This window comes from Modicisalibacter sp. MOD 31.J (assembly GCF_020147985.1).
Lineage (GTDB): Bacteria > Pseudomonadota > Gammaproteobacteria > Pseudomonadales > Halomonadaceae > Modicisalibacter > Modicisalibacter coralii.
In genome coordinates, this window is the sequence record NZ_JAGXFF010000006.1 from 112,829 (window position 1) to 135,314 (window position 22,486).

The window sequence follows — 22,486 nt, forward strand, 5'->3', positions numbered from 1 at the left end:
TTCATGGACATCGACTCAAGCAACCAGCCAGTGGCCCATGACCACGATGATCGGCAGGGTGATGGCGGTGCGCAGCAGGAAGATGGTCACCAGTTCCCACAACTTGAGCGGGATCTTCGATTTCAGCAGCAGGGCGCCGATCTCGGACATGTAGATCAACTGGGTCAGCGACAGGCAGGCGATCACGAAGCGGGTCAGCTCGCTTTCGATGTCGCTGGCCAGTACCGCCGGCAGGAACATGTCGGCGAAGCCCACCAGGGTCGCGGGAGCGGCGGCCTCGGCCTCGGGGATCCGCATCCATTCCAGGATCGGCACCATGGGCGTGGCGAGCCAGGTGAACAGCGGCGTGAATTCGGCGAGCATCAGCGCCACCGTGCCGATGGCGATCACCAGCGGCAGCAGGCCGAGGAAGATGTCGGCGACGTTGAACAGCGCGAAGCGTGCCAGCTTGAGCGGCCCCGGAGCGGTCTCGGCGCGGGCCACGGCCATGCCCAGGCTGTAGCGCAGCAGGTTCTGGTCGCCGGTGTTCTCCTCGGCGATTCGGCAGCCCACCGGCTCGTAATAGCTGTTCGGCTTGCGCGACAGCGGCGGCAGGCGCGGCACGATCACCGCGGCCACCAGGCCGGCGACCACCACCGTCAGGTAGAAGGGCACGAAGAGGTGGTTGATGCCGATGAAACTGGTCACCAGCAGGGCGAAGGCAATCGACACGATGGAGAAGTTGGTGGCGATTGCCGAGGCCTCGCGGCAGTTGTAGAAGCCCTGTTCGTACTGCTGGGTGGTGATCAGCACGCCCACGGTGCCCGAGCCCATCCAGGAGGCGGTGGCGTCGATGGCGCTGCGTCCCGGCAGGCCGAAGATGCGGCGGAAGGGCGTGCGCACCAGGCTGCCGATGAATTCCATGAAGCCGAAGTCGACCAGCAAGGGCAGCAGGATGGCGGCGAAGAAGAAGAAGGTCAGCAGCACCGGGGCCAGGTCATTGAGCATCACGCCGCCGGTAAAGGACGCGGTGACCACCTCGGGGCCGACCTGGAAGTAGGTCATCAGCGCGAAGACCGCGCCGAGGGCGCGCATGGCCACCCACAACGGGGCGACGTCGAACAGCTCGTGCAGGGCGCCTTCGCGGGCCCAGCCCGGGTTGGCGAGCTTGACCACCAGCGTCAGCACGATGGACAGGCACAGCACCGCCACGGCGATGGGTGGCAGGGCCTCGCCGAGCAGCGCCTTGAGGCCGTCGGCCATCAGGCCCATGCCGATATTGATGGTATCGCCGGTGGAGAAGGGCACCAGGAACAGGCCGATGCCGAGCAGCGAGGGAATCAGGAATTTCAGCAGACCGGCGCGACTCAGCGGCGCGGCCTGGGTGGCGAGGGTCGTTTCGATGGAATCGGCCATGAGAGGGCTCTATTGGTCTTGTAATGGGGTTGGCCCGACCCTCGAGGAGCCGGGCGACGTAGCGAATCAGTCGCGGTGTTCCACGCCGGGCAGCACGCAAAGCATCTCGTAGAGCAGGGTGGCGCCCATCAGCGCGGTATTGCCGCTGGGGTCGTAGGGCGGCGAGACCTCCACCAGATCGCCGCCGACCACGTTGAGCCCGGCCGCGCCGCGCACGATCTCCAGGCCCTGGGCGGCGGTGAGTCCCCCCATTTCGACGGTGCCGGTGCCCGGCGCCACCGAGGGGTCGAGGCCGTCGATGTCGAAGGAGATGTACACCGGGGCGTTGCCCATTCGCTCGCGGACCTCGGCCATCAGCGGTGCCAGTGACTGGTACCAGCACTGTTCGGCGGTCACCACACGAAAGCCCTGGTCGCGACACCAGTCGAAGTCGTCGGAGGCGTAGCCGGTGCCGCGCAGACCGATCTGGACGACCCGCTCGCTGTCGAGCAGCCCCTCTTCCTGGGCGCGACGGAACGGACAGCCGTGGGCGACCTCCTCGCCGAACATGTGCTCGTTGACATCGGCATGGGCGTCGATGTGGATCAGTCCCACCGGGCCGTGCCTGGCGGCGATGGCGCGCAGGATCGGCCATGTCAGCGTATGGTCGCCGCCAAGCGTCAGCGGCACGCAGCCGTGGACCAGCACGTCGTCGTAGAAGCGGGTGATGATGTCGAGATTCTTCGGCAGGTTGAAGGTGTTGATCGGCACGTCGCCGAGGTCCGCCACCTGCAGGCTGTCGAAGGGCGCGGCGCGGGTCGCCATGTTGTAGGGCCGCAGCATGCGCGACTCGTCGCGGATCTGGCGCGGGCCGAGGCGGGTACCCGGGCGGTTGGAGGTGCCGATGTCCATGGGGATGCCGATGAAGGCGGCATCCAGGCCGCTGGCATCGGTCTGGGTGGGCAGGCGCATCATGGTCGCCGGACCGCCGAAGCGGGGCATCTCGTTGCCGCCCAGCGGCTGGTTGAAGGATGAGTCGCTCACGCGGTCTCCTGATTCGCGAATGAGTGGATCACCTTCCCTGGAGCAGGAAGCGTGCCAATTCGTAATGAACTGTTTTCGAAGGCTTTTAGAGATCAGGGCGATGCGTTTTTGAATCAAGTGATGGCGTCGGGTGATACGCTCATGAATCATTGATACGCTGTTGCATCACCCGCGATGCAGCGAGCCGCCATGACCGACATCGACCGCGCGATCCTCGATACCATCGTCGAGACCGCCCACGACCACTTCTTCATCGTCGATGCCGGCGGGGGGATCCTCGACGTCAGCCCGGGCAGTGCCGCCGTCTACGGTCTGAGCCGCGAGGAACTTCGCGCCAGCACCGTTCAGCAACTGGTCGAACGCGGCGTCCTGCGCCCTTCGGTGACCCTCGAGGTACTGCGTACCGGGCGGCCGGCGCAACTGATGCAGCAGACCGAGACGGGCCGACGGGTCGTCGCCGAAGCCTATCCGGTGTTCGTCGACGGCGAGCTGGTGCGGGTGGTCTCGCGGTCGATGGATCTTACCGACCTGCAGTTGCTGCAGGACGAGTACAGCCTGCTCCAGCAGCGTTTCAGCGATCACCTGAAGCGCGGCGCGGGCACGTCGCTGGACGATGCGCTCGACCTCGACACGCTCGAGGTGCGCAGCGCGGTGATGCGCGAGATCGCCTTGCTGCTCAAGCGCGTGGCGCCCACCGATGCCACGGTGCTGATGCTCGGCGAGTCGGGGGTGGGCAAGACCGCCTTCGCCCGACAGCTCCACCGCTGGAGTCAGCGCGGCGAGGGGCCCTTCATCGACGTCAACTGCGCGGCGATTCCCGAGGCGCTGTTCGAATCCGAGATGTTCGGCTACCAGCCCGGTGCCTTCAGCGGCGCGGCGCGTCAGGGCAAGGCGGGGGTGCTGGAGATGGCCCATGGCGGCACGCTGTTTCTCGACGAGATCGGTGAGTTGCCGCTGGCGATGCAGACCAAGCTGCTCAAGGTGATCCAGGACGGCCGCCTGACGCGCCTCGGCGATGTCCAGTCACGGCGGGTCGACTTCCGCCTGGTGGTGGCCACCAACCAGGATCTGGAAGCGCGGGTGGCGAGCGGTGACTTCCGGCTCGATCTCTACTATCGGCTCAACGTCATCCCGGTGACCCTGCCGCCGCTGCGCGAGCGTCGCGAGGACATCCCGGCGCTGGTCGAGCGCTGCCTGGGCCACCTCAACCAGCGCTATGCGCGCACCAAGGTGCTGCACCCGACGGCCTGGACGACGCTGATGGACAACGAGTGGGCGGGCAACGTGCGCGAGCTGGAGAACTGGCTGGAGCGTGCCTGGCTGGCGTCGCCGGGCGACGTGATCGGCGCCCCCGGCGATCGCGAACCCGAGGCGCCGGGGGTAGCGGTGGAACCGAGCCGCGAGGTCGGGGGCGCTTGCCTGGCCGAGGGCGAAACGCTCGGGCAGGCGCTGGCCACCCACGAACGGCGGATACTCGCCGCGCAGTGCGCGTCGGGCGAGAGTACCTACGCCATCGCCCGCCGCCTGGGAATCAGTCAGCCCAGCGTGGTGCGCAAGTTGCGCAAGCACGGCCTGCGCTGCGGCGGGTAGCGTGTTCGAAACGACGACACCCCGCCGAAGCGGGGTGTCGTGAGCCGGGGGGCGGTGCGAGTCGCTCAGGGCAGTTCGTCCGCCTCGGCGTTCTCCTTCTTGGCCGGGATCAGGTCCTCGCGGCGGAGCTTGAGGCCAATCAGCAGTGCCGAGGCCACGTAGACCGACGAGTAGGTGCCGATCCCCACGCCGACCATCAGCGCCAGGGCGAAGTTGTGGATCATGTCGCCGCCCAGCAGCAGCAGCGCCAGCAGCACCAGCAGGGTGGTGCCGGACGTGGCGAGCGTACGCGCCAGGGTCTGGTTGATGGCGTCGTTGAAGATCGCCGCCATGTCGTCGGTACGCGACTTGCGGATGTTCTCGCGGATGCGGTCGTAGACGATGATGGTGTCGTTGAGCGAGTAACCGATCACCGCCAGCACCGCCGCCAGCACCGTCAGGTCGAAGTCGATCTGGAACAGCGAGAACACGCCGAGCACGATGACCACGTCGTGGACCAGGGCGAGCAGGGCGCCCAGCGAGAACTTGTACTGGAAGCGCAGTGCCACGTAGAGCATCACCACGCCCAGTGCCACCAGCATGCCCAGACCGCTCTGGTCGCGTAGCTGGTCGCCCACCTGGGCGCCGACGAACTCGGCGCGCACCAGGCTGACGTTGCCGCCGGCCTGGGCGAGCACGCTGGTGACCTGATTGCCGACGCCGGGGTCGAAGGCCTGCTGCAGGCGCACCAGCACGTCGGTGGGGGCGCCGAACGTCTGCACCGAGACGTTGCTGAAGCCGGCGCTCTCCAGTGTCTGACGCACCGCCTCGAGGGCCGGGGCCGTGGCGTAGCGCACCTCGACCAGGGTGCCGCCGGTGAAGTCGAGCCCCAGGTTGAGCTGCTGGAACAGCAGCGAGACGATCGAGATCAGCAGCAGCGCTCCGGAGAAGTAGAACGCCAGATGGCGCTTACCCATGAAGTCGAGCTGTCGATTGACGAGGGATTTCATGGCCACCTCTTATATCCAGAGTTTCTTCACTGGCTTGCCGCCAATGGTGAGATTGACGATCGCACGCGAGACCATGATGGCCGTGAACATCGAGGTCAGGATGCCCAGCGAGAGCGTCACGGCAAAGCCCTTGACCGGTCCGGTACCGATCGAGAACAGGATCACCGCCACCAGCAAGGTGGTGATGTTGCCATCGAAGATCGACGTGAAGGCGCGTTCGTAACCGGCGTGGATGGCCTGCTGGACCGGCATCTTGGCGCGTATTTCCTCGCGTATTCGCTCGTAGATCAGCACGTTGGCATCGACCGCCATGCCCAGCGTGAGGACGATACCGGCGATGCCGGGCAGCGTGAGCGTGGCGCCCAGCAGCGACAGCGCGGCGACCAGCAGCACCAGGTTGGTGGCCAGCGCGACGTTGGCGATCAGACCGAAGGCCTTGTAGCGGATCAGCATGAAGGCCACCACCAGCAGCATGCCGATCTCCACCGAGAGGATGCCCTGCTCGATGTTCGACTTGCCCAGGCTCGGGCCGATGGTGCGTTCGGCGACGAAGTAGATCGGCGCGGCCAGCGAACCGGAGCGCAGCAGCAGGGCGAGCTCCTTGGCTTCGGTGGGCGAGTCCAGCCCGGTGATGCGGAAGCGGTTGCCCAGTGCGCTCTGGATGGTCGCCAGGCTGATGATGCCGCGCTCGGTGTAGTTCTCGCGCTTGTCGACCGCCTTGCCGTCTTCCATCACCGTGCGGGTGCGGGTCTTGTTGTCGATGTAGACCACCGCCATCGAGCGGCCGATGTTGGAGCGCGTGGCGCGGTTCATCAGCGTGCCGCCGGTGCCGTCGAGGTTGATGTTGACCTGCGGCCGGCCGTTCTGGTCGAAGCTGACGCTGGCGCTGGAGACGTTCTCGCCGGTGATGATCACGTCCTTCATCAGGTCGGCGGTGCGCTGCGGGTCGTTGCGGAAGGGCAGCGTGTCGGTCTCCGAGGCCGGGCTGTCCGGGCGCGCGGCGAGGCGGAACTCGAGGTTGGCGGTGGCGCCGATCACGCGCTTGGCGGCGGCGGTGTCCTGCACGCCGGGCAGTTCGACGACGATGCGGTTGGGGCCCTGGCGCTGCACCAGCGGCTCGGCCACGCCGAGTTCGTTGACGCGGTTGCGCAGCGTGGTGAGGTTCTGTTCGACCGCGTAGTCCTGAATCTCCTGGATCTTCTGCGGGCTCAGGGTCATCGCCAGGGTGGCGCCGTTGCCGGTGTCGCGATCCTCGTACTGGAAGTCCGGGAACTGGCCGCGAATGATGTCGCGAGCCTGGCTGCGATCGTCGGCGTTGGCGAAGGTCAGGGTCAGGGTACGACCGTCGATCCGGGTATCGCGATAGCGGATGCGCTCGTCGCGCAGGGCGCTGCGGATGGCGCTGGCGTTGACCTGCAGACGCTGCTGGATCGCCGCGTCCATGTCGACCTCGAGGGCGAAGTGCACGCCGCCGCGCAGGTCGAGACCCAGGTTCATCGGCGAGGCGCCCAGGCTCGCGAGCCAGTCCGGCGTGGCCTCGGCGAGGTTCAGCGCCACGGTGTAGTCGTCGTTGAGCAGGCCGCTGATGACCTGGCGTGCCTCGAGCTGGTCGCCGCCGTCTTCGAGGCGTACCAGGGCGCCGTTGGGCTGGGTGTCGATGCGCTCGACGGCGATGTCGGCCTTGTCGAGCGCACTACGGATTCGCTGGAGTTGACTGTCGTCGAGGGAGACACCACCACGCGCGCTGCTGATCTGGACCGCGGGATCTTCGGGAAAGAGGTTGGGGAGGGCGTAGATCAACCCGACGACGAGCACGATGAGTATCAGCAGATACTTCCACAGGGGGTAACGGTTGAGCATGGAAGCCCTGTCCTTGTTGCTGACGCGGAAAGAACGCTGCCGGCTGGGGCCGGCAGCGTGAGGGGAATCAGAGAGACTTCAGGGTGCCCTTGGGCAGCACGGCCGCCACGGCGTTCTTCTGCACGTTGACCTCGGTGCCCTCGGCGATCTCCAGCGTGAGGAATTCCTCGTTCACCTTGGTGACACGCCCCACCAGGCCGCCGCCGATGACGATCTCGTCCCCCTTGGCCAGGTTGCTGATCAGCTTCTTGTGCTCCTTGGCGCGCTTGGACTGCGGACGCCACAGCAGGAAGTAGAAGATCAGCACGAAGCCGACCAGCATTACGATCTGCGCGATGCCGCCACCCGCGGCGCCACCGCCACCCGCGGCCTGAGCCTGGGCCTGGGGGATGAGGAAATCCAGCATGGGTTGTTGTCTCCCGGAAGGTTACAGAGGTTGCAAATGCCGGGCCGAGGTTGGCCCTCGGCCGCAGAAAGGGGGTCTCGTGGCCGGCTCTAGAGCGGTGCCTCGGGAACCGGCAGGCCCCGTCGCGCATAGAACGTATTCACGAAGTCCGCCAATGTACCCGCTTCGATAGCACCGCGCAAACCGGCCATCACACGCTGATAATGGCGCAGATTGTGGATGGTATTGAGCATCGAACCGAGCATTTCGCCGCAGCGATCCAGGTGGTGCAGATAGCTCCGCGAGAAGTGCCGGCAGGTGTAGCAGTCACAGCCCTCCTCGAGCGGCCGGGTATCGTGGCGGTGCTTGGCGTTGCGGATCTTGACCGTGCCTTCGGCCGTGAACAGATGGCCGTTGCGGGCATTGCGGGTGGGCATCACGCAGTCGAACATGTCGACACCGCGGCGCACGCCCTCGACCAGATCCTCCGGCTTGCCCACGCCCATCAGGTAACGCGGCTTGTCATCGGGCATCCAGGTGGGCAGATAGTTCAACACCTCGAGCATCTCGTGCTTGGGCTCGCCGACCGACAGCCCGCCGATCGCCAGGCCGTCGAAGCCGATCTTCGCGAGCCCCTCGAGCGAGCGCTCGCGAAGGTCCGGATACATGCCGCCCTGGATGATCCCGAACAGCGCCGAGGGCGAATCGCCGTGGGCGCTGCGCGAGCGCTCGGCCCAGCGCAGCGAGCGCTCCATCGAGTGGCGCGCCTCGTCGTGGGTCGCCGGGTAGGGCGTGCACTCGTCGAAGATCATCACGATGTCCGAGCCCAGCGAGCGCTGCACGGCCATCGACTCCTCGGGGCCCATGAACACCTTGGCGCCGTCCACCGGCGAGCGGAAGTGCACACCTTCCTCGGTGATCTTGCGTGTCGCCCCCAGCGAGAACACCTGAAAGCCGCCGGAGTCGGTGAGGATCGGCTTGTCCCACTGGGCGAAGTCGTGCAGGTCGCCGTGGGCCTCGATCACCTCCATGCCGGGGCGCAGCCACAGGTGGAAGGTGTTGCCGAGGATGATCTCGGCGCCGATCTCCTTGACGCTCTGCGGCGTCATGCCCTTCACGGTGCCGTAGGTACCCACCGGCATGAACGCCGGGGTCTCGACGCTGCCGCGGGGGAAGGTCAGCCGGCCGCGGCGGGCGCGCCCGTCGCTGGCCAGGCGCTCGAAACTCATGAAGCAGTCGTTACGCATTGATACTCTCGATACGGGATCAAGCCGCGCCGAAACGGCTCGGCTTGCGGGTCAGGGCTGGCGTGTCAAAAACATGGCGTCGCCGTAGCTGAAGAAGCGGTAGCGCGTCGCGACCGCCTCGCGATAGGCGTGCATCACCGTGTCGTGGCCGGCGAACGACGCCACCAGCATTACCAGCGTCGATTCCGGCAGGTGGAAGTTGGTCACCAGGGCATCGACGCAGCGCCATGGATAGCCCGGGTAGATGAAGATGTCGGTCTCGCCGCGAAACGGCGCGATCGTGCCGTCGTCGCTCGCCGCGCTGGCGCTCTCCAGGCAGCGCACGCTGGTGGTGCCCACCGCCACCACCCGGTTGCCGCGGGCGCGGGCGGCGCGTACCTGCGCGCAGACCGTCTCGTCGACCTCGATCCATTCGCTGTGCATGACGTGTTCGCGGATGTCGTCGACGCGCACCGGCTGAAAGGTCCCGGCCCCCACGTGCAGCGTGACGAAGGCCGACTCGATGCCTTTGTCGCGCATCGCCTCGAGCAGCGGCTCGTCGAAGTGCAGCCCGGCGGTGGGCGCGGCGACCGCGCCGTCGCGGCGGGCGTAGACGGTCTGGTAGCGCTCGCGGTCGGCCAGTTCGTCCTCGCGGGTGATGTAGGGCGGCAGCGGCATGTGGCCATGACGCTCGAGCAGCTCGATGAGCGGCGTCTCGCCGAGAAAGCGCAGCTCGAACAGCGCCTCCTGACGGCCCTCGACGACCGCGCGCACGTCGCCCTCGAAGATCAGTTCGGTGCCGGGCTTGGGCGACTTGCTGGCGCGAACGTGGGCCAGCCCGCGATGGGCGTCCAGCGGGCGCTCGAGCAGCATCTCGACGCGCCCGCCGCTGGCCTTCTGGCCATGCAGGCGGGCCGGAATCACCCGGGTGTCGTTGAACACCACCAGATCGCCCGGGTCGAGCAGTGTCAGCAGGTCGGGAAAGCGCCGATGGGCCAGCTCGCCGCTCGCCCCGTCGACGCACAGCAGCCGGCAATCGCTGCGCTGCTCGCTGGGATACCGCGCGATCAAATCCTCGGGAAGCTCGTAATGAAAGTCGGCACGCTGCATGGATCAAGAACCGCCAGGCCAGTGGATATCGAATCGGGGGTCAACGGATGCTCGGGTGGACCGTTTGGACAGGGCGCCCATGATAGCCGAGGCGGGCCTCGAAGTCAGGAGCGCCATTGACGCGCTGACGAAGCCCCGTATAATGCGACCCCGCTGCCGGCGTGGCGGAATTGGTAGACGCAGCGGATTCAAAATCCGCCGCTGGAAACAGTGTGTCGGTTCGAGTCCGACCGCCGGCACCATAAAAATCAAGCACTTAGCGGTTCCTTCCTTGGCTTGATTATTCGACCTTACCCCTCAGTGTTCACAAAGTGTCCACGGCGCTTGCCGATCCTCGGTGCGTACTTGATCGCGTCCGCGAGATGGTCGGGGGGCAGGTGCGCGTAGCGCATGGTCATCGTGATCGTCTGATGCCCCAGGATCTTTTGCAGCGTGAGCACGTCGCCACCGTTCATCATGTGTAAGCTCGCGCTGTATTCGGCACAGCCTCGCGGCAACTTTGGCACCGGGAACCATCGTAAGCGGTCCACGAACCCACACCTTTTGCGGCCTGAGTTAGACCGCCAACGATTTCAAAGTGAAGTGCGCGTTGGAACTCGATGCCCCGAGTCATGAAAGGCCCGATCGCATGAAGCGAGATTGCATCTTGAACCAAGCCTGCGAGGTGGCAGGCGTTCGTCTAGAGCGGATGAAGATCAATTACGCCGAGAAGCGCATCGAGATCATCCGGTGAACTCGACCTCGACGTGACCGGGCTTGGAGCGAGGTCGCGAGGGGCCAACGACGATACGAACCTCGCGGCCCAGACGAGCGAGGCAGTCGAGCATCTTGGCTTCGCTGATACCGCGGAATTGACCACGCAGCAGGCCGGAAAGCTTGGGCTGGGGGATGCCGACGATCTCGGCGGCCTTGGCCTGGGTAAGACGACGACGCTTGATGATCTCGGCGATCTTGGTGGCCAATTGGGCCTTGATCAGCATCTCGTCGGCGTCATTGCGACCGAGGTCGGCATAGACGTTGGTGCTGCCTTGTTCGATATCGATCATGACGAGGAACCTCTCAGGTGCTGTTCGACGGCCTTGAGCCGATCGCGGATCTTGTCCAGGTCAGGCTTGGGAGTGGCTATCCCGCTGCTGGACTTCTTCTGAAAGCAGTGAAGGACGTAGACGGCACCCTGGAACTTAACCGTGTAGACGGCGCGATAGGTGTCGCCCTGATAGTCTTCGACTACTTCGAGGACGCCAGCAGAACCGAAACCCTTGGAGGGGCTTGATCTGGCTGTGCTTTTTGCCGATTTGCGCCTGGTGGAGCGCGTAGCCGAAGACATCCTGAACGTCTTCAGGCATGGTCAGCAGATCTTTCTTGCTGCTGGCGACCCAGTAGAGCGGTTTGATGGCGTCCTCCAAATCCATGGTGGTAGTTTATACCTAAAGAGGTATAAAGCAATGCAGGGGGACGTGACCACATTGTGTCCACACCCAAGCCCGACAAAGGCGCTTGAAGGCGAAGTTAAACGCTATAAGTCGCTGATTTTTCATGGTGTAGACCGGCAAAGACTGGTGTCGGATACCCTGCAAAATCCGCCGCTGGAGACAGTGTGTCGGTTCGAGTCCGACCGCCGGCACCACCTTGAAAAACAGTCGCTTACGAGCGGCTGTTTGTGTTTTTACCCTTCCTTCTTCGGCATTGGGTCGTAGAAAGCGACAGAATAGGTCCGGCAGTCGGCCATCGATGCGGCGTGTAATGGCGTGATCGGGCGCCCCGGCCGTCCCTCCTCCGCAAAATCCGCATGTCTGTTCATCAAGCTGTCACCTCGCCTTGTCAGGATGTGCCCGCCACACCCAGGCAGGAGGCCACTTTTCATGTTGAACCGTTCGAGACGTGTCGATTGCCCTGCATGCCAGGGCAGCAATTTCTGGAAGGGCGACCCCGGCCCCGCGGATGTCTTGCACTGCCGCCATTGCCGGGCCTTCATCACCACCTACGACGACTATATTCACGATCGCATCCGTCGGGAGGCGGCGGCCACGCTGGCGGCGTTCGTCGGGGCGCGTACCGACGACGAACTGGCCCGGGTCGAAGCACTGCTGCCCCGCTCGGGGTCGCGGCGGCAGACGCGGGCGGCTTGAGGCCCAGGAGGGTGTCTCGGGCAATGATAGGTCACGTTAATTAATTTTGAGTTATGCAATAGCTTTTATTTGATAAAAACTTGTACTAAGTTAACTGTGACCTCGGCGATCAGGGAGTGATCGCGCAGGCAAGGAGGCCCGGGCCAGGACGGCCCACGGTGGGCAAGGAAGGCAGCTTTCGACAGGATGTCGTGATTCGCCAGGGAGCCCGCAAGACCGACATGTTAGTGCCTCGAGCGCCCCATCCTGCCGGATGGGGCGCTTTGTCGTTGGGGCCTCCCGAATGACAGCAATGTCTCTCCCGCTGGTGCCGGCAAGTGTGGCTGCCCGATGGCGGGCGGGCTGTTCTCTTGAATCCGGGTCTTCCGAGCGATATCCCTCGTCCTGAGGCATAGCTATTGCCTTGTTTTTACGGGTAAATGCTCGGAGGCATCTCGAACGGCGTTCTACATGAATAAACTCGAATAAATGTCATCAGTTCGCCGGATTGCCGCTGGCTGCGATGCGTAGAATGGCTCTCGCTGCATCCCAGCATCCCTGTTTGACCGGCGCTTCCAGCGCCGGTTTTTTTACGTCTGGCGCCTGGTTTCCCGGCCTTGCCCGATCGAGGGCTGGGTTCGTACTCTGCCGCCTTCGCCGGTCATCGCACGATCCACACCGAAAACTCGCCTTTGGTCCAATCCCGCTCGGCTGACTCAGCGGGTGGCGAGGCTTATCATCGTTTCTACGACAACGAGGCCTTCTCGAGCCGGCGGCAGCCGGCCTCGCCCCATCGCCCCCTACAAGGAGAGAATCATGCCCCTCACGCTTTGGCTTTCGCTGGCTGCGGTTTGCGCGATGGGGGCCATGTCGCCGGGACCGAGCCTGGCGATGGTCCTGCGCCACACCCTGGGGGGTGGCCGCGCGCCCGGGGTGGTCGCCGGGGTCAGCCATGCGCTGGGGGTGGGGCTCTACGCCCTGCTCACCGTCTGGGGGTTGGGCGCGGTGATCGCCCACCAGCCGACGTTGTTCCGGTTGATCAGTTGGGTGGGGGCGGCCTATCTGGCCTGGCTGGGCATCAAGGCGCTGCAGGCCGGGCGCGGCGGTGCGCTGGAGGCGCGCGGCATGGCCACCGACCCCGCCCAGGCGGCCCGCGACGGTGTGCTGGTGGCACTGGGCAATCCCAAGCTGATCCTGTTCTTCGTCGCGCTGCTCAGCCAGTTCGTGAGCGACGACATGGGCTGGGGCGCCAAGGCGCTGATCGTGGCCACGGCGACGCTGATCGACGGCGTGTGGTACGTGCTGGTGGCGGTGGCGCTGTCACATTCCGCCGTGCTGCCCTGGTTGCAGGCACGGGCGCACTGGATCAATCGCATCACCGGCTGCCTGTTGCTGGCCCTGGCGCTGCGAGTGGCGATTGGCTTTCATTGAGCCCGCGAACGTGCTGAGTTCGCCGTGCTCAGGGCTCGATACGGGCAAGGATGGCGTCGAGCGGAGCGTCCAGCGGCAGCACGCCGTAGACCGGGCTCACACCGTCGCCCAGCCGGCTGCGGCAGAAGGTCTCGGCGATCGCGTTGGGGGCGTGTCGCAGCAGCAACGAGGCCTGCAGGCACTGGGCCATGCGCTGGGTCAGCCAGCGGGCGTTGGCCTCGAGCGCGTCCTGGGGCTCGCCCAGCGCCCGCTCGAGCTGGTCGACGGCACGATCGTAGTCGCTCGACACGCCGCGAGCGGCCGCGTATTCCTCGCGTAGCACGTCGACGCATTCCGGATGGCGACCCATCGCCCGCAGCACATCCAGGCAGATCACATTGCCGGAGCCTTCCCAGATCGAGTTGACCGGCGCTTCGCGATACAGCCGCGCCAGCGGCGACTCCTCGACATAGCCGATGCCGCCGAGGCACTCCATGGCCTCGGCCATGAAACCGGGGCCGCGCTTGTTGTGCCAGTACTTGCCGAGCGCCGGCACCAGGCGGGCGAGCAACTGCTCGCGTTCGTCGGCGGCGGCGTCGAAGGCGCGTGCGGCGCGCATCACCAGCGCCAGGCTGGCTTCGGTCTCGAGCGTCAGGTCGGCGATCACGCGCCGCATCAGCGGTTGCTCGCCGAGCGGCTTGCCGAAGGCGTGGCGCTGGCGGACGTGGCTCCAGGCCTCGAGCAGTGCCTGGCGCATCATGCCGGCGGGGGCGGTGGCGGCATCGAGCCGGGTCTGCTGAACCATGCCGAGGATCGTCGCCACGCCGCGGTCGGGCTCGCCGATCGGCTCGGCCCAGGCGCCGCGGTATTCGATCTCGGCCGAGGCGTTGGCGCGGTTGCCGCATTTGTCCTTGAGACGCTGGATCTCGATGGCGTTGCGCTCGCCGTCGGGGGTGAAGCGCGGCACCAGAAAGCAGCCCAGCCCCTCGTCGGTCTGGGCCAGGGTGAGGAAGGCGTCCGACATCGGCGCACTGCAGAACCACTTGTGGCCGGTCAGGCGATAGCCGTCGCCGTCGTTTTCGGCACGCGTCGAATTGGCGCGGACGTCGCTGCCGCCCTGTTTCTCGGTCATCGCCATGCCCAGCGTCACGGCGGGTTTCTCCCAGGCGGGGACGGCGCGTTCGTCGTAGTCCCAGGCCATCAGCCGGGCGTGCCATTCGTCGTAGATACGCGGCTCGCGGCGCAGCGCCGGGACGGCCGCATGGGTCATGGTCACCGGGCAACAGAAGCCGGGTTCGGCCTGGGTCAGCAGATAGAGGCCGGCGGTGTGTGCCTGCTGGCCGCCGTGGTGTTCTTCCTCCCAGGCCACGGCGTGCCAGCCGTTGTCGAGGGCCAGATGCATCAGCTGGTGGTAGGCGGGGTGGTAGGCCACCTCGTCGAGACGACGGCCGTGACGGTCGAACAACTTGAGTTCCGGCGGGTGGCGGTTGGCCGTCTCGCCCAGCGCCTGGACCTGGCGGCTGCCCACCGCCGCGCCCAGCGGGGCCAGACGCCGTGCCACCCAGTCCGGCGCTTCGCGGGCCAGCGCCTCCCGCAGCGGCTGGTCGAGGGCGAGCAGGTCACGATCGCCGGGCGGGGCGGGCTGGTTGTCCACCCGGTGGGTGGCGAGCTGGCGGCGAGGGGCGCGATCGGACATGGCAGAGGGCTCCGCAGTCGAGCAAGGGAAAGCCTTTGCATCGAGCATGGGCCGCGCGCGGACGGGGGTCAATCTCGCCGTCGGGGGCTCGCCGGGACTGGGAGGGTCGTGGTGGCTCTGGCATGCTGGGCGTTTCACCGCGACCGCGAGGCCAGCATGCCGCAAGCAGCGCCCTCCATCGACCTGGCCAACGTCAAGGCCGAGCGGGTCCAGCTCGTCGATGCCCGCAACCGCCCCTGCGGAAGCGCCTCGCGGCGGACGATGCGCCGGCTTTCATGCTGGCATCGCGCCACCTACGTGTTCGTGCGCGATTCCCGCGGGGCGCTCTGTGTCCAGCAGCGCACGCCGACCAAGGAGGTCTACCCCGGCTATCACGACCTGGCTGCCGGCGGGGTGGTGGGCGCCGGCGAGGCGGTCCACGTCTCGGCGCGGCGCGAACTGGCCGAGGAACTGGGCGTCGAGGGGACCCGGCTGCGCTGGTGCCTGGATTTCGTCTTTCGGGACGCCGCCAACCGGGTTCATGGCAGTGTCTTCCTGACCGACTACGATGGGCCGCTGCGGCTGCAGGCCGAGGAAGTGGCCGGTGCCGAGTGGCTGGCCCCCGATGCGGCCCTGGCCCTGGAAACCTCCACCCCCGACAGCCGCCGGGCGCTGGAACTGCTGCGCCAGCGCGGTTTTCTGTGAAAGCCGGCACGGCGGGACGGCGATGGCCGGGGCAACTATCCTTGAAGATGGCCTCGACGGATCGTGAGCCGCGCATTGCTGGCAGGCCATGGCCAGACATGGCATCTTCTCCGTTCAGCGAAGCGAATGGCGGGCTATGCAGATCTACACGCAAGATTGTCGGACCCAGAGCGGCGAGCCCTTCAACCTGCGCGCCCTGCGCGGTCAGGTGCTGCTGATGGTCAACGTCGCCAGTCGCTGTGGCTACACCCCCCAACTGGCCGAACTCGAACGGCTCTATCGCCGTTATCGCGACAGGGGGTTCACGATACTGGCCTTTCCCTGCAATCAGTTCGCCCGCCAGTCGCCGGAGTCGGCGCGCCTGTTCGGGGATTTCTGCGAGCGCGAGTACGGGGTGACCTTTCCGGTCATGGAGAAGGTGCGCGTCAACGGTAGCGATGCCCATCCACTGTTCGTGCTGCTGCGCCGCCAGGCGCCCGGCGTGCTGGGCAGCACCCCGATCAAGTGGAACTTCACCAAGTTCCTGGTGGGACGCGACGGTCAGGTGATCCGCCGCTTCTCGCCGCGCACGCGAACGGCGCGCATCGTCCCGGAGCTCGAAAAGGCCCTGGACACGCCTTTCTCGGCCTGAGCCGTCAGCGCGGCGGCGTCTCGCCGCGGGCTACCATCAGGCGTGTCATCAGGGTGTTCCAGCGCGGCCGGGTGACCATCGTCGTCAGCCCCGAGAACAGCGTCCAGAATCCCTTGCGCCAGCCACGGAGGCGGCGGTTGTGGGCGACCAGCTGACGCATCAGCCGGTAATCGTCGAAATCCCGCCAGTTGTCGGCCACCGACATCTGGTAGCGGGTCAGCACCGGGGCCAGTTCCAGGCGAAAGACCCATTCCAGTTGCTCGAGACTCAGTTCGTGGCGCTCGATCACCGCGACCATGCGGGCGTAGTCGGTCTCGCGGGGCTCGCGTTCCAGCCACAACGGCGCCAGGGCGAGCCACAGATCGCCGCGCTCGTCGACCAGGGTCTGGGCGTCCTTCACAGTCACTCTCCTCGGCTCGGCGGGGTGTCGGCGATTGTCGCACAGCCTCCCGTTCGGCGCAGAGCGGACAGTCCCGCATCTAACCGCTAGAATAGCCGCATCAGTCGCCCCGCTCGTAGCGCGTGGCGCCCAAGGCAAGGAAAGTCTCAGGAAAGTCGAGGTCTGACGTGATCATCAAACCCAAGGTTCGCGGTTTCATCTGCACCACCACCCATCCCACCGGCTGCGCGATGAACGTGCTCGAGCAGATCAATGCGACCCGCCAGGCGATCGGCGAGCGCGATGCCGGCGACAGTGGGCCGAAGAAGGTGCTGGTGATCGGCGCCTCCAGCGGTTACGGCCTGGCCGCGCGGATCACCGCCGCCTTCGGTTATGGCGCGAGCACCCTGGGGGTGTTCTTCGAGAAGCCGGGGACCGAGAAGAAACCGGGCACCGCCGGCTGGTACAACGCCGCGGCCTTCGATCGCTACGCCAAGGAGGAAGGGCTCTACAGCAAGGCGATCAACGGTGATGCTTTCGCCCACGAAACCCGCCAACAGGCGATCGAGACGATCAAGCAGGACCTCGGCGAGGTCGACCTGGTGATCTACTCGCTGGCCTCGCCGGTGCGCAAGCTGCCCGACAGCGGCGACATCAAGCGTTCCGCGCTCAAGCCGATCGGCGAGACCTACCGCGCCACCGCCATCGACACCAACAAGGACGCGATCATCGAGGCCGAGGTCGAGCCGGCGACCCAGCAGGAGATCGACGACACCATCCAGGTGATGGGGGGCGAGGACTGGGAACTGTGGATCGACGCCCTCGACGAGGCGGGTGTGCTGGCCGACGGCGCGCGCAGCGTGGCCTTCAGCTACATCGGTACCGAGATCACCTGGCCGATCTACTGGCACGGGGCGCTGGGCAAGGCCAAGGAGGATCTCGACCGCGCCGCCGGCGAGATCGACGCGCGCCTGGCCGAGAAGGGCGGCAGCGCCAATGTCGCGGTGCTCAAGTCGGTGGTCACCCAGGCCAGTGCGGCGATCCCGGTGATGCCGCTGTACATCGCCATGGTCTACAAGGTGATGAAGGAGCAGGGCCTGCACGAGGGCACCATCGATCAGCTCAACCGGCTGTTCCGTGATCGGCTCTACGCGGGCGAGGCGCCCGAGACCGACGACGCCGGGCGTCTGCGTCTCGACGACTGGGAGCTGCGCGACGACGTCCAGCAGGCCTGCAAGGACCTGTGGCCGACCGTGACCACCGAGAACCTGTTCGAGGTCACCGACTACGCCGGCTACAAGCACGAGTTCCTCAAGCTGTTCGGCTTCGGCCGCGATGACGTCGATTACGACGCCGAGGTCGACCCGGTCGTCGCGTTCGACGTCATCCAGCTCTGAGGCGCCGCGATGTTCCGGTGCCGCACATGGCGGCCGGCTCGGGGGTGGCTGGCCGGCGGCTTGCTGGCCCTGCTCGCCGGCTGCTCGAGCCTGTATTACGACACCCTCGAGAACATGGGTGTCGACAAGCGCGAGCTGCTGGCCGAGCGGGTCGATGATGCCCGCGACGCCCAGCACGCGGCCGCCGAGCGTTTCGACTCGGCGCTCGAGACGTTTCGCGAGGTGGTGCGTGTCCCCGACAGCGAGCTGTCGCGCAGCTATGCCCGGCTCGATGCCGAATACCGGGCGAGTGCCGAGGCCGCCGACCGGGTCGACGCCCGCATCGACGACATCGAGAGCGTCGCCGAGGCGCTGTTCGACGAGTGGCACGACGAGCTCGATCTCTACCAGCGGGACGACTACCGCCAGCGCTCGGCGCGCCGGCTCGAGGCGACCCGCGCGCACTACGCGCAGATGATCGGCGCGATGCATGACGCCGCCGAGAGCATGCAGCCGGTGCTGGCGACGCTGCACGACAACGTGCTGCTGCTCAAGCACAACCTCAACGCCCGGGCGATCGACGCCCTGCAGGGTGAGGTCGACCGCCTGGAAACCCGCGTCGCCGATCTGCGCCGGCGCATGCGCGCGGCCATCGCGCGCTCCGACGCCTTCATCGCCGATCTCGATAGCGTCGATGCCCGCCGATAGTCGTCACCCCGCCACGCCCCGGCAGATCGGTTTCGTGCTGCTGCCGGGGTTCTCGCTGCTTGCCCAGGCCTGTGCCCTGGAGCCCTTGCACGTCGCCAATCGGCTGGCCGGCGAGCGGCTCTACACCTCGATCACCTTCGGCCTCGACGGCCGCGCGGTGACAAGCGCCGCCGAGCTGTCGCTGTCGCCGCAGAGCGTGGCCGGCAGTGACGCGGGCTCGCTGGACATGCTGTTCGTCTGTGCCCCCAGCCAGTCGCCGGGCGAGGCCCCCGCGCTGGAAGCCTGGCTGTCGCGGCTGGCGGGGCGCGGCGTGGCACTCGGTGGCATCGCCGGGGGTACCGAGGTGCTGGCGCGCGCGGGCGTGCTCGACGGCTACCGGGCCACGCTGCCCTGGCAGAGCGCCGAGGCCTTCGCGCGTGCGCATCCGGCGGTGCGGGTCAGCCATCACTTGTTCGAGATCGATCGCGACCGTCTGTCCTGTGGCGGCGGGACCGCGGCGATGGACATGATGATGACGCTGATCGCCCAGCACCACGGCCAGCGTCTCGCCGAGCGGGTCTCCGAGCATTTCGTCTGCGAGCGAATCCGCATGGGCGACGAGCCGCAGCACGTGCCGCTGCGCTCCCGGCTCGGCCACGCCCCGCAGAGCCTGATCGATGCGCTGGCGCTGATGGAGACCAACATCGAGGAGCCGCTGACCACCCACGAACTCGCCGAGCATCTGGGGATCTCGCGGCGTCAGCTGGAGCGGCTGTTCAAGAAATATCTGCAGGCGGTCCCCAGCCGCTACTACCTCGACCTGCGCCTGCAGCGGGCCCGCAAGCTGCTGCGCGAGACCGACCAGGCGGTGGGCGACATCGCCCTGCAGACCGGTTTCTCGTCCGGAGCTCACTTCTCCACTGCCTATCGCAACCACTTCGGCATGACCCCGCGCGAGGAGCGCATGGCCTGACGGCGGGTCGCATCACGCCTTGCGTGCCAGCAGGGCGCGGAACAGCGAGCCCATCATCACCGGCTCGTCGCGTTCGACGACGAAGCCCGCCGCGGCGAGCAGCGGCCCGGCCTGGCGGGTGATGTCGGTGGCGATGGCGCGGGTGATCAGGTTGAGCGCGCGCCGGCCGAGTCCGGCGGGCCGGTCGTCGGCCTGGAACTTGTCCATCACGCACAACTGCCCGTCAGGGGCGAGCACCCGGTGTGCCTCGGCGAGCCCGCGGACAGGGTCGGGCATCACCGCCAGGATCAGGTGCATCACCACCACGTCGAAATGCCCGTCGGGATAGTCCAGTGCCGCCGCATCCATCACCCGCGCCTGGGCGTCGAAGCCCAGGGTATCGGCTCGGCCGCGAAAGCGCCGGACCATCGCCGGGGTCAGATCGCAGCCGTGCAGTTCGATGCCGCGGGGCAGATAGGGCAGGTCGAGTCCGGTGCCGCAGCCCACGATCAGCACGCGCTGACCGCCGGCCCAGTCCACCGCCTGGAGGGCCCGCTCGCGGGCCTGGCGGAAGGCCCGGTCGGCGACCCAGTCGTAGACCGGGGCGTAACACGCGTAGCGCCAGCGGTTCCAGACGGTGGGGTCGAGCATGCGGCGGTCTCCGAGGCGCGCGGGGTATCGGTCGTATCATGCGCCGCTACCGTGACCTTGAGAAGACATCGCCGCCCTGGATATTGCCGTGCGCCCGGTGGCGTCAGGCCATGGTGTCGACGATGCCGCCCTCGACACGCAGTGCCGCCCCGGTGGTGGCGCTGGCCTGCTGGGAGGCCGCATAGACGCTCATGTGGGCGACCTCCTCGGGGGTGGCCAGGCGCTGGATGATCGACGACGGACGGTTTTCCCGAACGAAGCGGGCTTCCATCTCTTCCGGGGAGACGCCCTGTTCCTCGGCGGCCTGCTTGATCATGTTGAGCACGCCCTCTGAGCGGGTCGGCCCCGGCAGAATGGCGTTGACGGTGACATTGGTGCCGCTGAGTACCTTGGCCAGCCCGCGCGAGATCGACTGCACGGCGGTCTTGGTCATGCCGTAGTGGACCATCTCGCTGGGGATGTTGAGCGCCGACTCGCTGGAGATGAACTGGACGCGCCCCCAGTCGCGCTGTTTCATGCCTTGCGCGTAATGGCGCGACAGGCGCACCGCGCTCATCACGTTGACGTCGAAGAACTGCTGCCAGGTGGCGTCGTCGACCTCGAAGAAGTCCTGCGGGCCGAAGATACCCACGTTGTTGATCAGGATGTCGGTCTCCGGGCGGGCGTCGATCAGCGCCTGGCAGCCCTCGGCGGTACCCAGGTCGGCAGCTACACCTGAGACGGCGGCGTTGGGCACGGCTTGCTCGATCGCACCGATCGCCGCGTCGACGCGGTCTTGGGTACGACCGGTGACGGTGACCTCGGCGCCGGATTCGGCGAGCCCCTGGGCGATGGCGAAGCCGATGCCGGCGGTGGAGCCGGTGATGATGGCGTTCTTGCCGGTAAGATCGATACGCATTGACGGTCTCCTTGTCGAAAGCGGGCCGCGAGCGGGCGCCCGCAGGATTGCTGGCCTGCCAACAGCATGGGGCGAATATCGAATTCTTCAAGGCCCGCGCCGCCGCTGGCGTCGTCGGCAGCCGCCGCTTTTCATAATTCGTCGTCCCATCCCTGTAAGCCGTGGGTAGCCGCGCTCCTTATACTCGAAGGACTGCACATGCCCTTCGGATGGAGACCGACATGGATTACACCCCGACCCGCGACGACTTCGATCGCTACATGGTGCCCAATTACGCCCCGCAGCGGGTGATCCCCGTGCGTGGCGAGGGCAGCCGCCTGTGGGATCAGCAGGGGCGCGAGTACATCGATTTCGCCGGCGGCATCGCCGTCAACTCGCTGGGTCACTGCCATCCGGTGCTGGTGGGCGCGCTCAAGGCGCAGGCCGACAAGCTCTGGCACCTGTCCAACGTCTACACCAACGAGCCGGCCCTCAAGCTGGCCAGGGCGCTGACCGAGCGCACCTTTGCCGACAAGGCCTATCTGTGTTCTTCGGGGGGCGAGGCCAATGAAGCCGCGCTCAAGCTGGCGCGGCGCTGGGCGCACGACACCCACGGCGAGCGCAAGCACAAGATCGTCTCGTTCCGCCAGTCGTTCCACGGCCGCACCTTCTTCACCGTCAGCGTCGGCGGCCAGCCCAAGTACTCGCAGGGCTTCGGCCCGGTGCCCGGCGGTATCGTCCACGGCGAGTTCAACGACCTCGACAGCGTGCGCGAGCTGATCGACGCCGACACCTGTGCGGTGATCGTCGAGCCGATGCAGGGCGAGGGCGGCATCGTGCCGGCCACCCAGGACTTCCTCGAGGGGCTGCGCGCGCTGTGCGACGAACACCAGGCGCTGCTGATCTTCGACGAGGTCCAGTCGGGCATGGGCCGCCCGGGTACGCTGTTCGCCTACATGCGCTATGACGTGACCCCGGACATCCTGACCAGCGCCAAGTCGCTGGGCGGCGGCTTCCCGATCGGCGCCATGCTCACCACCGAGCGCATCGCCAAGGTCTTCACGCCGGGCACCCACGGTTCCACCTACGGGGGTAACGCCCTGGCCTCCGCCGTGGCGCTGGCCGCGCTCGAACACATCGATACCCGCGAGGTGCTCGACGGCGTGCAGCGCCGGCATGCGCGTTTCCGCGAGCATCTCGAGGCGCTCAACGCCAAGTATGGCGTGTTCGGCGAGGTCCGGGGCATGGGGCTGCTGATCGGCGCGCCGATGGCCACGGCCTACGAGGGCCGTGCCAAGGACATCCTGCCGCTGGCGATCGAGGAAGGGCTGATGGCGCTGATCGCCGGACCCAACGTGCTGCGCATGGCGCCGTCGCTGGTGATCCCCGAGGCCGACATCGACGAGGGCATGGCACGTCTCGACCGTGCCCTGGCGCGCTTCGTCGAATCCGCATGA

At 66.7% G+C, this 22,486-nt stretch carries 23 protein-coding genes and 2 tRNA genes; 11 read left to right on the forward strand and 14 right to left on the reverse strand.

The window, feature by feature from the left end:
- Window positions 1-15: 15 nt before the first annotated feature.
- Both KGR00_RS20300 and speB read right to left on the reverse strand, forming a co-directional pair.
- A complete protein-coding gene (locus tag KGR00_RS20300; protein ID WP_224419093.1) occupies window positions 16-1,395 on the reverse strand; it encodes a YjiH family protein in 1,380 nt (459 codons plus the stop codon).
- A gap of 66 nt (window positions 1,396-1,461) precedes the next feature.
- On the reverse strand, window positions 1,462-2,376 hold the full coding sequence (gene speB / locus KGR00_RS20305; RefSeq protein WP_224419873.1) for an agmatinase: 915 nt from the start codon (window positions 2,374-2,376) through the stop codon (window positions 1,462-1,464).
- Window positions 2,377-2,607: 231 nt separating this feature from the next.
- Between speB and KGR00_RS20310 the strand changes: the two genes are divergently transcribed.
- Complete coding sequence (locus KGR00_RS20310; RefSeq protein WP_224419094.1) at window positions 2,608-4,008, forward strand: sigma 54-interacting transcriptional regulator; 1,401 nt, start codon at window positions 2,608-2,610, stop codon at window positions 4,006-4,008.
- 65 nt (window positions 4,009-4,073) lie between these two features.
- Here the strand turns inward: KGR00_RS20310 and secF are convergent, their stop codons facing one another.
- The 5 genes from secF to queA all read right to left on the reverse strand — a co-directional run bounded on the left by secF (window position 4,074) and on the right by queA (window position 9,578).
- A complete protein-coding gene (gene secF, locus KGR00_RS20315; protein WP_129139274.1) occupies window positions 4,074-4,997 on the reverse strand; it encodes a protein translocase subunit SecF in 924 nt (307 codons plus the stop codon).
- Window positions 4,998-5,006: 9 nt separating this feature from the next.
- On the reverse strand, window positions 5,007-6,857 hold the full coding sequence (secD, locus tag KGR00_RS20320; RefSeq protein ID WP_224419095.1) for a protein translocase subunit SecD: 1,851 nt from the start codon (window positions 6,855-6,857) through the stop codon (window positions 5,007-5,009).
- 67 nt (window positions 6,858-6,924) lie between these two features.
- Window positions 6,925-7,263, reverse strand: coding sequence for a preprotein translocase subunit YajC (gene yajC, locus KGR00_RS20325; protein ID WP_129139276.1), 339 nt, complete (start codon window positions 7,261-7,263; stop codon window positions 6,925-6,927).
- 89 nt (window positions 7,264-7,352) lie between these two features.
- Entirely contained in the window at window positions 7,353-8,471 is a 1,119-nt protein-coding gene (gene tgt / locus KGR00_RS20330) for a tRNA guanosine(34) transglycosylase Tgt (protein WP_203234798.1), read from the reverse strand.
- Between the two features lie 69 nt (window positions 8,472-8,540).
- On the reverse strand, window positions 8,541-9,578 hold the full coding sequence (gene queA / locus KGR00_RS20335; RefSeq protein WP_224419096.1) for a tRNA preQ1(34) S-adenosylmethionine ribosyltransferase-isomerase QueA: 1,038 nt from the start codon (window positions 9,576-9,578) through the stop codon (window positions 8,541-8,543).
- 155 nt (window positions 9,579-9,733) lie between these two features.
- On the opposite strand from queA, the gene KGR00_RS20340 reads away from it, so the two are divergent.
- Window positions 9,734-9,820: transfer RNA gene (locus tag KGR00_RS20340), tRNA-Leu, on the forward strand.
- A 48-nt stretch (window positions 9,821-9,868) separates the two neighbouring features.
- Here KGR00_RS20340 and KGR00_RS20345 read toward each other — a convergent pair.
- The 3 genes from KGR00_RS20345 to KGR00_RS20360 all read right to left on the reverse strand — a co-directional run bounded on the left by KGR00_RS20345 (window position 9,869) and on the right by KGR00_RS20360 (window position 10,905).
- Window positions 9,869-10,036, reverse strand: coding sequence for a hypothetical protein (locus KGR00_RS20345; RefSeq protein WP_343232812.1), 168 nt, complete (start codon window positions 10,034-10,036; stop codon window positions 9,869-9,871).
- Between the two features lie 264 nt (window positions 10,037-10,300).
- On the reverse strand, window positions 10,301-10,624 hold the full coding sequence (locus KGR00_RS20355; RefSeq protein WP_129139280.1) for a helix-turn-helix transcriptional regulator: 324 nt from the start codon (window positions 10,622-10,624) through the stop codon (window positions 10,301-10,303).
- Window positions 10,621-10,905, reverse strand: coding sequence for a type II toxin-antitoxin system RelE/ParE family toxin (locus KGR00_RS20360; RefSeq protein ID WP_224419097.1), 285 nt, complete (start codon window positions 10,903-10,905; stop codon window positions 10,621-10,623). Before KGR00_RS20360 ends, KGR00_RS20355 begins: the two co-directional genes overlap by 4 nt.
- Window positions 10,906-11,134: 229 nt before the next feature.
- Between KGR00_RS20360 and KGR00_RS20365 the strand changes: the two genes are divergently transcribed.
- The 3 genes from KGR00_RS20365 (at window position 11,135) to KGR00_RS20375 (ending at window position 13,117) form a co-directional block, all read left to right on the forward strand.
- Window positions 11,135-11,205, forward strand: a tRNA-Ser gene (locus KGR00_RS20365).
- A gap of 235 nt (window positions 11,206-11,440) precedes the next feature.
- Window positions 11,441-11,707, forward strand: a complete 267-nt coding sequence (locus KGR00_RS20370) for a hypothetical protein (RefSeq protein WP_224419098.1) — start codon at window positions 11,441-11,443, stop codon at window positions 11,705-11,707.
- Between the two features lie 795 nt (window positions 11,708-12,502).
- Entirely contained in the window at window positions 12,503-13,117 is a 615-nt protein-coding gene (locus tag KGR00_RS20375; protein WP_224419099.1) for a LysE family translocator, read from the forward strand.
- A gap of 28 nt (window positions 13,118-13,145) precedes the next feature.
- Here KGR00_RS20375 and KGR00_RS20380 read toward each other — a convergent pair whose 3' ends face one another.
- Entirely contained in the window at window positions 13,146-14,792 is a 1,647-nt protein-coding gene (locus tag KGR00_RS20380; protein WP_224419100.1) for an acyl-CoA dehydrogenase family protein, read from the reverse strand.
- A gap of 156 nt (window positions 14,793-14,948) precedes the next feature.
- Here KGR00_RS20380 and KGR00_RS20385 point away from each other — a divergent pair, with 156 nt between their 5' ends.
- Window positions 14,949-15,476 (forward strand): NUDIX domain-containing protein, encoded by a 528-nt coding sequence (locus tag KGR00_RS20385; protein ID WP_224419101.1) that lies wholly within the window; start codon window positions 14,949-14,951, stop codon window positions 15,474-15,476.
- Window positions 15,477-15,612: 136 nt separating this feature from the next.
- Entirely contained in the window at window positions 15,613-16,107 is a 495-nt protein-coding gene (locus KGR00_RS20390) for a glutathione peroxidase (protein ID WP_129139285.1), read from the forward strand.
- Window positions 16,108-16,111: 4 nt separating this feature from the next.
- On the opposite strand, the gene KGR00_RS20395 is transcribed toward KGR00_RS20390, so the two are convergent.
- Window positions 16,112-16,507: a hypothetical protein gene (locus tag KGR00_RS20395; RefSeq protein WP_224419102.1), complete on the reverse strand. Its 396-nt coding sequence runs from the start codon at window positions 16,505-16,507 to the stop codon at window positions 16,112-16,114.
- A gap of 167 nt (window positions 16,508-16,674) precedes the next feature.
- Between KGR00_RS20395 and fabV the strand changes: the two genes are divergently transcribed.
- Genes fabV through KGR00_RS20410 form a run of 3 tightly spaced genes read left to right on the forward strand, consistent with a single transcriptional unit; the run spans window position 16,675 to window position 19,522 of the window.
- Window positions 16,675-17,883, forward strand: coding sequence for an enoyl-ACP reductase FabV (gene fabV, locus KGR00_RS20400; protein WP_129139287.1), 1,209 nt, complete (start codon window positions 16,675-16,677; stop codon window positions 17,881-17,883).
- Window positions 17,884-17,892: 9 nt separating this feature from the next.
- A complete protein-coding gene (locus tag KGR00_RS20405; protein WP_224419103.1) occupies window positions 17,893-18,570 on the forward strand; it encodes a DUF2959 family protein in 678 nt (225 codons plus the stop codon).
- Window positions 18,557-19,522, forward strand: coding sequence for a GlxA family transcriptional regulator (locus tag KGR00_RS20410; protein WP_224419104.1), 966 nt, complete (start codon window positions 18,557-18,559; stop codon window positions 19,520-19,522). The genes KGR00_RS20405 and KGR00_RS20410 overlap by 14 nt, the downstream gene beginning before the upstream one ends.
- 12 nt (window positions 19,523-19,534) lie before the next feature.
- Here the strand turns inward: KGR00_RS20410 and KGR00_RS20415 are convergent, their stop codons facing one another.
- Window positions 19,535-20,152 (reverse strand): class I SAM-dependent methyltransferase, encoded by a 618-nt coding sequence (locus KGR00_RS20415; protein WP_224419105.1) that lies wholly within the window; start codon window positions 20,150-20,152, stop codon window positions 19,535-19,537.
- Between the two features lie 103 nt (window positions 20,153-20,255).
- Window positions 20,256-21,050 (reverse strand): SDR family oxidoreductase, encoded by a 795-nt coding sequence (locus tag KGR00_RS20420; RefSeq protein WP_129139292.1) that lies wholly within the window; start codon window positions 21,048-21,050, stop codon window positions 20,256-20,258.
- A 221-nt stretch (window positions 21,051-21,271) separates the two neighbouring features.
- Here KGR00_RS20420 and KGR00_RS20425 point away from each other — a divergent pair, with 221 nt between their 5' ends.
- Window positions 21,272-22,486 (forward strand): aspartate aminotransferase family protein, encoded by a 1,215-nt coding sequence (locus KGR00_RS20425; RefSeq protein ID WP_224419106.1) that lies wholly within the window; start codon window positions 21,272-21,274, stop codon window positions 22,484-22,486.

What these genes read in the sequence shown, in the direction of transcription:
- KGR00_RS20300 (WP_224419093.1), bottom strand. Translation starts at nt 1,395, where the DNA reads ATGGCCGATTCCATCGAAACGACCCTCGCCACCCAGGCCGCGCCGCTG.
- speB (WP_224419873.1), bottom strand. Translation starts at nt 2,376, where the DNA reads ATGCCCCGCTTCGGCGGTCCGGCGACCATGATGCGCCTGCCCACCCAG.
- KGR00_RS20310 (WP_224419094.1), top strand. Translation starts at nt 2,608, where the DNA reads ATGACCGACATCGACCGCGCGATCCTCGATACCATCGTCGAGACCGCC.
- secF (WP_129139274.1), bottom strand. Translation starts at nt 4,997, where the DNA reads ATGAAATCCCTCGTCAATCGACAGCTCGACTTCATGGGTAAGCGCCAT.
- secD (WP_224419095.1), bottom strand. Translation starts at nt 6,857, where the DNA reads ATGCTCAACCGTTACCCCCTGTGGAAGTATCTGCTGATACTCATCGTG.
- yajC (WP_129139276.1), bottom strand. Translation starts at nt 7,263, where the DNA reads ATGCTGGATTTCCTCATCCCCCAGGCCCAGGCTCAGGCCGCGGGTGGC.
- tgt (WP_203234798.1), bottom strand. Translation starts at nt 8,471, where the DNA reads ATGAGTTTCGAGCGCCTGGCCAGCGACGGGCGCGCCCGCCGCGGCCGG.
- queA (WP_224419096.1), bottom strand. Translation starts at nt 9,578, where the DNA reads ATGCAGCGTGCCGACTTTCATTACGAGCTTCCCGAGGATTTGATCGCG.
- KGR00_RS20345 (WP_343232812.1), bottom strand. Translation starts at nt 10,036, where the DNA reads ATGATGAACGGTGGCGACGTGCTCACGCTGCAAAAGATCCTGGGGCAT.
- KGR00_RS20355 (WP_129139280.1), bottom strand. Translation starts at nt 10,624, where the DNA reads ATGATCGATATCGAACAAGGCAGCACCAACGTCTATGCCGACCTCGGT.
- KGR00_RS20360 (WP_224419097.1), bottom strand. Translation starts at nt 10,905, where the DNA reads ATGTCTTCGGCTACGCGCTCCACCAGGCGCAAATCGGCAAAAAGCACA.
- KGR00_RS20370 (WP_224419098.1), top strand. Translation starts at nt 11,441, where the DNA reads ATGTTGAACCGTTCGAGACGTGTCGATTGCCCTGCATGCCAGGGCAGC.
- KGR00_RS20375 (WP_224419099.1), top strand. Translation starts at nt 12,503, where the DNA reads ATGCCCCTCACGCTTTGGCTTTCGCTGGCTGCGGTTTGCGCGATGGGG.
- KGR00_RS20380 (WP_224419100.1), bottom strand. Translation starts at nt 14,792, where the DNA reads ATGTCCGATCGCGCCCCTCGCCGCCAGCTCGCCACCCACCGGGTGGAC.
- KGR00_RS20385 (WP_224419101.1), top strand. Translation starts at nt 14,949, where the DNA reads ATGCCGCAAGCAGCGCCCTCCATCGACCTGGCCAACGTCAAGGCCGAG.
- KGR00_RS20390 (WP_129139285.1), top strand. Translation starts at nt 15,613, where the DNA reads ATGCAGATCTACACGCAAGATTGTCGGACCCAGAGCGGCGAGCCCTTC.
- KGR00_RS20405 (WP_224419103.1), top strand. Translation starts at nt 17,893, where the DNA reads ATGTTCCGGTGCCGCACATGGCGGCCGGCTCGGGGGTGGCTGGCCGGC.
- KGR00_RS20410 (WP_224419104.1), top strand. Translation starts at nt 18,557, where the DNA reads ATGCCCGCCGATAGTCGTCACCCCGCCACGCCCCGGCAGATCGGTTTC.
- KGR00_RS20415 (WP_224419105.1), bottom strand. Translation starts at nt 20,152, where the DNA reads ATGCTCGACCCCACCGTCTGGAACCGCTGGCGCTACGCGTGTTACGCC.
- KGR00_RS20420 (WP_129139292.1), bottom strand. Translation starts at nt 21,050, where the DNA reads ATGCGTATCGATCTTACCGGCAAGAACGCCATCATCACCGGCTCCACC.
- KGR00_RS20425 (WP_224419106.1), top strand. Translation starts at nt 21,272, where the DNA reads ATGGATTACACCCCGACCCGCGACGACTTCGATCGCTACATGGTGCCC.